Source organism: Neisseria sp. P0009.S007, from assembly GCF_051962515.1.
Genome location: NZ_JBQCVF010000509.1, coordinates 1 through 1,041, shown reverse-complemented (window position 1 = coordinate 1,041; position 1,041 = coordinate 1). Strand labels below are relative to the sequence as shown.

Genomic DNA, 1,041 nt, shown 5'->3' with positions numbered 1-1,041 from the left:
CAATAAGTGCAGTATAGATAATTCCCAGTAAGAGATATATACTCGAATTATTGATACAACGTTTCCTAATAAGAAATCATGGATACCCTATTCAGCCTGAAAGTTTTCCGCCAAGTGGTTCAAAGCGGCAGTTTTACCCGTGCCGCCGATCAGCTCGACATCTCCACCGCCATGGCCAGCAAACACGTTAGCCATCTGGAAAACACCATTCAAGCCAAGCTCTTACACCGCAACAGCCGCAACCTCCACCTGACCGAAGCAGGCGAAGAATACTACCGTCAATGCAGCTACGCGCTGGATACCTTGGACACCGCTGCCCAAAAAGCGGCAGGCGGCGCTGACACGCCGCAAGGTATGTTGCGCGTTACCATGCCCTTGTGGTTTGCAGGCGGCAATATGAGCGCATGGTTGGCCGAATACCGCCAGCGTTATCCCAAAGTAACGCTCGACCTCGTCCTCGACAACCGCCATATCGATCTCATCGCCGAAGGTTTCGACCTCGCTTTGCGCGTTTCCAAAACCCCCTCCCCTTCGCTGATCGTCAAACCGCTGGCCAAAATCGAGTTCGTCCTGCTTGCTGCCCCCGACTACCTTGCCCGACACGGCACACCCGATACACCCGAAGCCGTCATGCAGCACCAAGCCATCTTGCCTTCCTATACCAGTCAACAAAACTGGGAAATTACCCACCGCCAAACCGGAGAAAAAGCCATTCTCCACCTCTCCCCTGTTATCCGCAGCGACAACACACTGATGATCCGCGAGCTGATTAAAGCAGGTGCAGGCATAGGCTATCAGCCCCTTTGGGCGGTTCAGCAGGAATTGAAGGAGGGCACATTAATCCAACTCCTGCCCGCTTACACCATCTGGACAGATCAACTGAACGCCACCTATGTCGACAGGGCATTTCTCAGTGCGAAAGTGCGCAGCTTTATCGACTTTCTCAATGAAAAAATATCGGAAGGATAAACATCAAGGCCGTCTGAAACACTTTTCAGACGGCCTTTAATCAAAGCAACAATCCAATCAATAATTGGTCGA

At 51.7% G+C, this 1,041-nt stretch carries 1 protein-coding gene; it reads left to right on the top strand.

Annotated features, from left to right (window positions below; all coding sequences use genetic code 11):
- Window positions 1-78: 78 nt before the first annotated feature.
- A complete protein-coding gene (locus tag ACTHS3_RS14410) occupies window positions 79-969 on the top strand; it encodes a LysR family transcriptional regulator (RefSeq protein ID WP_070606290.1) in 891 nt (296 codons plus the stop codon).
- The last annotated feature ends 72 nt before the right edge of the window (window positions 970-1,041 follow it).